Source organism: Novosphingobium sp. B-7, assembly GCF_000410615.1.
GTDB classification, from domain to species: domain Bacteria; phylum Pseudomonadota; class Alphaproteobacteria; order Sphingomonadales; family Sphingomonadaceae; genus Novosphingobium; species Novosphingobium capsulatum.
Map to the genome: position 1 here is coordinate 1 of NZ_APCQ01000579.1, position 7,486 is coordinate 7,486.

General features: G+C 64.4%; 7 protein-coding genes. 3 read left to right on the forward strand and 4 right to left on the reverse strand.

The genetic code is table 11. The features are described 5' to 3' along the window. Positions 1 to 298 (reverse strand): Maf family protein (locus tag H926_RS0106725; protein WP_022675623.1); only part of this gene is annotated, 298 nt, incomplete at its 3' end. A gap of 34 nt (positions 299 to 332) precedes the next feature. Then, positions 333 to 578, reverse strand: coding sequence for a translation initiation factor IF-1 (gene infA, locus H926_RS0106730; protein ID WP_022675624.1), 246 nt, complete (start codon positions 576 to 578; stop codon positions 333 to 335). A 388-nt stretch (positions 579 to 966) separates the two neighbouring features. Here infA and H926_RS26010 point away from each other — a divergent pair, with 388 nt between their 5' ends. Beyond that, positions 967 to 3,537, forward strand: coding sequence for a TonB-dependent receptor (locus H926_RS26010; protein ID WP_022675625.1), 2,571 nt, complete (start codon positions 967 to 969; stop codon positions 3,535 to 3,537). 21 nt (positions 3,538 to 3,558) lie between these two features. Here H926_RS26010 and H926_RS31565 read toward each other — a convergent pair. Together H926_RS31565 and H926_RS0106745 are read right to left on the reverse strand one after the other, a co-directional pair. Beyond that, positions 3,559 to 4,310 (reverse strand): IS5 family transposase gene (locus tag H926_RS31565; protein WP_148291657.1). Its coding sequence is split into 2 segments (ribosomal slippage): positions 3,559 to 3,980 and positions 3,980 to 4,310, totalling 753 coding nucleotides; the frame shifts between segments, so codons are not numbered across the junction. A 54-nt stretch (positions 4,311 to 4,364) separates the two neighbouring features. Then, positions 4,365 to 4,751, reverse strand: a complete 387-nt coding sequence (locus H926_RS0106745; RefSeq protein WP_022675627.1) for a PilZ domain-containing protein — start codon at positions 4,749 to 4,751, stop codon at positions 4,365 to 4,367. A 134-nt stretch (positions 4,752 to 4,885) separates the two neighbouring features. Between H926_RS0106745 and uvrC the strand changes: the two genes are divergently transcribed. Continuing rightward, positions 4,886 to 6,829: an excinuclease ABC subunit UvrC gene (uvrC, locus tag H926_RS0106750; protein WP_022675628.1), complete on the forward strand. Its 1,944-nt coding sequence runs from the start codon at positions 4,886 to 4,888 to the stop codon at positions 6,827 to 6,829. Between the two features lie 278 nt (positions 6,830 to 7,107). Continuing rightward, a partial coding sequence (locus H926_RS0106755; protein ID WP_202804676.1) for a hypothetical protein occupies positions 7,108 to 7,486 on the forward strand: 379 nt, incomplete at its 3' end.

A 7,486-nucleotide genomic window follows, 5' to 3' on the forward strand; every position in this document is an offset into this window, starting at 1 on the left:
GCAGCGCCAGGCACTGGCGCGCGGTGGCCTCGTCCTCGGCCTTGGGCAGGATGCGACGCCCGGCGCCGACCACGGTATCGCCCGAAAGGATGGCGCCATCGGGCGCGAGTGCCGCCGCCGCGCGGGCCTTTTCCGCAGCCAGGCGCACGGCGTGGACACGCGGCGTCTCACCCGGCAGCGGGCTTTCATCGATATCGGTGGCGATAATGCGATCGGGCACCAGCCCCAGGCGCGCGATCAGGTCACGCCGGCGCGGGCTGGCCGAGGCCAGCACCAGCGGCGGCACAGTCGCAGTCATCAGAACGAGCCCGGCAACGGTACAGGCCCGGGCATCAGTACTGGCCGGGGCCGCCTCGGCCAGGCATGAAGCGGTAGGTGATGCGCCCCTTGGTCAGATCGTAAGGGGTGAGTTCCACCAGCACTTCGTCGCCCACCAGAACGCGGATGCGGTTCTTGCGCATCTTGCCGGCGGTGTGGCCCAGGATCTCGTGATCGTTTTCCAGACGCACGCGGAACATGGCATTGGGCAGCAGTTCCACCACCGTGCCGCGCATCTCGAGGAGTTCTTCTTTCGCCATCGGCGGGGTCAGTAGCCTTTTGTCTTGAATGGCCGGAAAGACAACCGGCACCGACGTGGCGCAAGCTGCATAGCCATGATCGAGGGGGTCGCGATAAAACGACGCGCGTGGCGCCCATAGCGTTCCGGCCGGCAAAAGAAAAGCCCCGCATTTGCAGCCAGGTTTCAGTGGTGGCACAGCCTCTGGTACGGGCATAGGCACCGCGCCCGGCCAGCCGATGTTCATCCGCGCTGGACGACAAATTGATACGATTTGTGTGTTGTTTCAATTTGTCAGGCGCGCCAGCAGGATCGCCTCGAAGCCATGATGGGGTTTGTTGCGCGTGTGTGTTCGTCTTGCCTTGCTGTGTGCCGTTTCCGCGCTTGCCGTTTGCGGGGGTGAGCGGGCCTTGGCCGCAGACCAGGCTGCGCAGGCGCCTGCTCCCGCCGCCGAGGCCGATGGCAGCACTGGCGCAACCGCTGGCGGCAGCGGCCAGCAGATGGTCAATACCCAGGGCCAGTTGGGCGTGGATGCCAACGGTGACGGCGTGGACGACGTGACCGGTGAAATCCTGGTCAACGCCGCGCCGATCAAGGGCGTGGTGCAGGCGCAGCAACCCCCGATCGTGACGCTGGATGAAGACGAAATCGCCGCCTACGGCGTCAATTCGATCCAGGATTTGCTGACCGTGCTGGCGCCGCAGACCGATTCCGGGCGCGGGCGCAGCAGCGACGGGCCAGTGATCCTGCTCAATGGCATGCGCATTTCCAACTTCCGCGAAATGCGTGGGCTGCCGCCCGAGGCAATCCGCCGGGTGGAAGTCCTGCCCGAGGAAGTGGCGCTGAAATACGGCTATCGCCCCGATCAGCGCGTGGTCAACTTCATCCTCAAAGACCACTACAAGAGCATCAGCAGCGAAACCGAGGCCAGCGTGCCGGGCAACGGCAGCTATGCCGGGTTGAGCGAGGAAGCCACGCTGGCCAAGATCGCCAACAAGGCCCGCATCAACGTGACCGGCACGGTATCGACGCAAAGCGCGATCACCGAAGCCGAGCGCGGCATCAGCCAGGCCAGCGCGGCCACAGGCACCGGCACGGGCGGCAACAGCACCGTGGCGGGCGACCCCAACCAGGCCGATTATCGCACGCTGCAGGCCAAGGCCGATAGCGCCGCGTTGAATGCCACCTGGTCCAAGCCGATCGGCCTGGGCACAGGGTTGACGCTCAACGCGCTGGCGCAGCGTGATTACAGCCGTAGCTGGAACGGCCTCAGCACCGTGACGCTGACCGATCCCGACAGCGGCAACAGCGTGACGCGCCCCCCCCCCGCGCCCGAGCCGTTGACCACGCGCACCTATACTACCACGCTCTCGGCCGGCGCCGGGCTCAACACTGGCATCGGCGCCTGGCAGCTATCGGTGACGGCCGACGGCAGCCATGTCACCACCGATACCCGGATCGACCGCTCGGCTGATCTTTCGGGCCTGCAAACGCTGGTCGACGACGGCAGCCTGAGCGCCACGGGCGCGCTGCCCAGCGGCGCGATCATCGCTGGCGGGGCCGATCGGGCGCTGAGCCGCACCGACAGCCTGACCTCGCTGGCGACGGCCAACGGCCAGCCGTTCCGCCTGCCGGGCGGGGCAACCTCGCTCACGCTCAAGACCGGCTTTGCCTATTCTGGCATCCACAGTACCGATACGCGCACCGCCAACGGGGCGATCGATCTCAAGCGTGGCGACGCGCAGCTGGGTTTCAGCCTCGACGTGCCGATCACCAGCAAGCGCGAGAACTTCGGCGGTTTCCTCGGCAACCTGTCGCTCAACATGAATGCCGAGGCGCATACGCTGTCGGACTTTGGTGCACTCTATGATTATGGCGCCGGGCTGACCTGGCGCCCCACCGACAAGCTGAGCTTCACCGGCACGTTCATCGGTGCCGAAACCGCACCCTCGCTGACGCAACTGGGTGCGCCGACGACCACCACGCAGAACGTGGCGATCTATGATTTCATCAAGGGCCAGACGGTGCTGGCTACGGTGACCAGCGGGGGCAACCGCGACCTGCTCAAGGAGCGCCAGCGCGACGTGAAGCTGGCCGGCAACTGGACCTTGCCGTTCCTGACCAATTCGACCTTCGTGGTGGAATATTTCCACAACCGCAGTTTCAACACCAGCAACAGCTTCCCCCTGCTGACGGCCGAGGTGGAAGCGGCCTATCCCGGGCGCGTCACGCGCAATGCCGCAGGCGATATCGTGTCGGTCGACGAAAGCCCGGTGACGTTCGCGCGCCAGGAAAGCGAAAGCCTGCGCTATGGCATCAACCTGGCGGGCAGTTTTGGCACGCCCGATCCCAATCTGGTGCGCCAGCGTGGCATGCGGGGCATGATGGGGCCGGGTGGGCCGCGCATGGGTGGCGGTGGACGTGGCGGGCATGGTGGTCCGGGCGGTCCTGGTGGGCCCGGTGGTCCAGGTGGTCCAGGTGGCCCCGGTGGACCGGGCGGCTTTGATGGGCGCGGGCGCTGGAACCTGTCGCTGACCCACACGATCATGCTGATGAACCGGGTGCAGCTGACGCCGGGCGGGACGGTCTACGATCTGCTGGGCGGCAGCGCGCTGTCGAGCACGGGGGTAGCGCGGCACAGTATCGAGCTGGAAGGCGGCGGCTTCTATCGCAGCTTTGGCGTGCGCCTGACCGGCACCTACACCGGATCGGCCCACGCGGATTCAGGCACGACCAGCCTGGATTTCCACCCCATCGCCAAGTTCAACTTGCGCCTGTTTGCCGATCTTGGCCGCCGCCCCGGCGTGGTCAAGGCCGTGCCATTCCTCAAGAATGCCCGACTGTCTCTGGCGGTGAACAACGTGTTCGATGCCCAGCAGAAAGTGACCGATCAGACCGGCGCGATCCCGCTGCGCTATCAGGCTGGCTATCTCGATCCCACCGGGCGGGTGTTCAAGCTGGAATTCCGCAAGATGTTCTGAGGGCCTAGGGTCTGTGGGGATTCAGCGTGAGTTGATGACGGCAGCGGCGAGATAGATCATGGCCGAGAAGCTCTGGTCTGTTTTGCAAGCGCGCATCGCGATGCGCTTGAACTCTTTGAGTTTGCAGAAATAGTTTTCGATCAGGTGGCGCCATTCATACATCTTGGCATCGATCTTGAGCTTCTGGGCGCGCGCGGGGCGCTGTGAGATGATCACTTGCGCGCCGCGCTGATTCAAGTCCTCAACGATCCAGTTGGAATCGAAAGCTTTATCGCCGAGTAAGGCATCGAATTGGATGCCTCTAATTAACGGTGCAACGCCGATGGTGTCGAACCGATGGCCCGGCAACAGCTCAAAGCGGACAAGGTTGCCCAAGGCGTCTGTTAGCGCCAAAATCTTGGTCGTCATACCGCCCTTGGAACGGCCAATGGCCTGGCTCTGAGTCCCCCTTTTGCGCCTTGGCCGTGCCGGTGGACCTTGACGATAGTGGCATCGACCATGGCGTATTCCATGTCCGGTTCTTCCGATAACGCATCGAAAATTCGCTTGAAAACATCAGCTTCACGCCAGTCACGAAATCGCCGGAATGCGGTGCTCCAGTTGCCAAACGTCGAAGGTAGATCCCGCCAGGGACTGCCCGTCCTGACAATCCACAGCACCGCTTCTACGAAAAGCCGGTTGTTCTTTCCGCTGCGACCAGGGTCAGCCGGCTTACCCAGACAATGCGGCTCGATCTTTGCCCATTGGGCATCAGTCAGTACGAAGCGATCCATTCGAAGTGTGAATCACATCTCCACCGTCTTGGGAATCCTAAATCCCCACAGGCCCTAGACGAACCGCCGGCCCTGGACGAATTCCCGCGCCGCGGTGCGTTCCTGTTCGCGGCGGTGTTCGCTGAAATGATCGGCGAACTGGCGCAGGGCGATCACCTGTTCCAGCGCCAGTGGCTCGTCAAAGTGAAAGCCGCAATGGCCGCCCCTGATCCACACGGCGGCGCCGAACCCTTCGAGGCGGTTGATTTCCAGCACCCCGGTTTCGCCCAGCGCCGGCGGGCATTGCAGGACCAGGCGCGCCCCGGTGCGCGACAGGTCTTCCACCAGGCAGGGGCACACGCCACGGCGCAAGATCAGGCGCCCGGGAATGTTGAGCCTTGCCCGTGCATCCGCGCGGCGGCCGCGCGTTGCACTATCACCGGTGACGGGGGCATTCACCATGGCTGCCACGTTTACCCCGGCATGGTAAAGGTATCATCTGCAATCACCTACGTAGATATACGGATAATACTTGTCCACGATCCCCAGCCTTTCGGGCTCTCCCCAAAGCGGGTGACAGCGCCTATCTGGCAGATATGGCCCGCAAGAGCGCATCTTCCCCGCCCGATCGTGATACCGAGCGCTTCCACGAAGACGCCGCGATCAGCACCATGCGTGGCAGCGATCAGCCCGATCTGGAACGCGGCGTGGAGACCATCCGCGACGTTGTCCGCACGCTCAAGCCCAAGCCCGGCGTCTATCGCATGCTCGATGCGCGCGGCGACGTGCTCTATGTGGGCAAGGCGCGCGCGCTGAAAAACCGCGTGGCCAATTACACCCAGGTTGATCGGCTGCCCAACCGCCTGCGCCGCATGGTCAGCCAGACGCGGTCGATGACGATCGTGACGACCAATTCCGAGGCCGAGGCGCTGCTGCTCGAAGCGCAGCTGATCAAGCGCTATCGCCCGCCTTACAACGTGCTGCTGCGCGACGATAAGTCGTTTCCCTTCATTCTGTTGCGGGCCGATCACGCGTTTCCGCGGATCATGAAGCATCGCGGCGCGCGCAAGGCCAAGGGCAATTACTATGGGCCCTTTGCCAGCGCCGGCTCGGTCAACACCACGATCAATGCGCTGCAAAAGCTGTTCCTGCTGCGCAGCTGCAACGATGGCTTCATGGCGCGGCGGGACCGGCCGTGCCTGCTCTATCAGATCAAGCGCTGCAGTGCTCCGTGCGTCGATCGCATTGCCGAGGCGGACTATGCCGAACTGGTGCGCCAGGCGAAGGATTTCCTCGGCGGCAAATCGGGCGCGGTGCAGCGCGAGATCGAAACCCAGATGAGCGAGGCGGCCGAGAATCTGGACTTCGAACGCGCGGCCATGCTGCGCGACCGCTTGCGCGCGGCCACGTTCATCCAGGGCAGCCAGGCGATCAATGCCGAAGGCGTCGGCAATGGCGATGTCTTTGCCATGGCCAGCAAAGGCGGGCAGATCGCGATCCAGGCCTTCTTCATCCGGGGCGGGCAGAACTGGGGCCACCGCGCGTTCTTCCCCACCCATACTGAGGGGCTGGACGAGGCCGAGGTCATGACCAGCTTTCTGGCGCAGTTTTACGAGGAAGTGCCGCCGCCGCGCCTGATCATGGTCGATCGCATTCTGCCCGAGGCAGACCTGCTGGCCGAGGCCCTGCACGAGGGCGCTGGCGGCAAGGTGGAGATCACCGTGCCGCAGCGTGGCGACCGGCGCCGGCTGATGGAGCAGGCCAGCCGCAATGCGGTGGAGGCGCTCGACCGGCGGCTGGCGGAAACCGGCACCAAGGCCAAGATCCTGCGCGAACTGGCCGAATTCCTGGAACTGCCCGATGTGCCGCAGCGCATCGAGGTTTACGACAACAGCCACATCCAGGGAACCAATGCGCTGGGTGGCATGGTCGTGGCCGGGCCCGAAGGGTTCCAGAAGGGCCAGTATCGCAAGTTCAACATCAAGCGCGCCGAAACCCGCCCGGGGGATGACTTTGCCATGATGCGCGAAGTCATGGCGCGCCGCTTTGGCCGCGTGCAGGAGGAAGACCCCGATCGCCAGGGCGGCACTTGGCCCGATCTGGTGCTGATCGATGGCGGCAAGGGCCAGATGACGGCAGTGCGCGAGACACTTGAGGAACTGGGCATCGAGGATGTGCCGCTGATTGCGGTATCCAAGGGCCCCGATCGCAATGCCGGGCGCGAGCATTTCCACTTTCCCGACGGCCGGGAAAAGCTGCTGCCGCTCAATTCCCCGGTGCTGTTCTACTTGCAGCAACTGCGCGACGAGGCGCACAGATTCGCCATTGGTGCGCACCGCGCCAAGCGCAGTCGGGCGATCACCGCCAGCCCGCTCGACGAGATTCCGGGAATCGGTCCGGCGCGCAAGCGTGCGCTGCTGTTGCATTTTGGCACCGCCGGCAAAGTGCGCGCCGCCTCGCTCGAAGACCTCATGCGTGCGCCGGGGGTCAGCGCCGCGGTGGCGCAAACCATCTTCGATTTCTATCATCCCGGGGCGTAAACAGCTGCGCCCATGGGGTCTATGGAAATTATCGGACAGTTGTTGTGCTGGCAGTGTACCAGCGTGAAGTACTGCAGTGTTTATTTGCGGTTTTCCTCAAATAGGGGATGCCGAAAACACCCTTAATGCTCGGCAACCGTGTTAAGCAACGTCTCTGCACATAGCTTGCGGCATGACAGGGATAGTAAGCGTAATGTGGCAAGGATCGGCAGCCCACCAGGGGACGTGGTGGAGCAGGACCGACCGGCAGGGTGGTCCGTCGCTGCCTGGGGGGTACGATGAAGCAGGGGGTTGGGCGCGCGCCGCAGGTTGGCGCGTCGCACCGTAAGGAGTGGGGACAAGTCGTGGTGCCGGGTGTCGGTGCAGGGCGGCGGCCGGTTGGCCGGCTGGTGCTGCGCGTGGCTGCATTGGGTGCCTTGGCGCTGGGGGCGCTGCCGCTGGGCACAGCGGCGGACCTGGCGCAGGATGCGGCCGTTTCTGGTAAGACGCTCGAACTGGAATTCTGGCGCTCGGTATCGACCAGCAGCGATCCCGAGATGTACGATGCCTATCTCCAGCAGTTTCCCAACGGCACCTTCGCCCCACTGGCCAAAGTGAAGGCGGCAGCGCTGCGGCGCGGGGCGACCAGCAGCGCCGCCTGCGCCGGCGGTTGCCGCG

Excerpts from the sequence above, each read along its gene's own strand:
- H926_RS0106745 (WP_022675627.1), bottom strand. The coding sequence starts at position 4,751 with ATGGTGAATGCCCCCGTCACCGGTGATAGTGCAACGCGCGGCCGCCGC.
- uvrC (WP_022675628.1), top strand. The coding sequence starts at position 4,886 with ATGGCCCGCAAGAGCGCATCTTCCCCGCCCGATCGTGATACCGAGCGC.
- infA (WP_022675624.1), bottom strand. The coding sequence starts at position 578 with ATGGCGAAAGAAGAACTCCTCGAGATGCGCGGCACGGTGGTGGAACTG.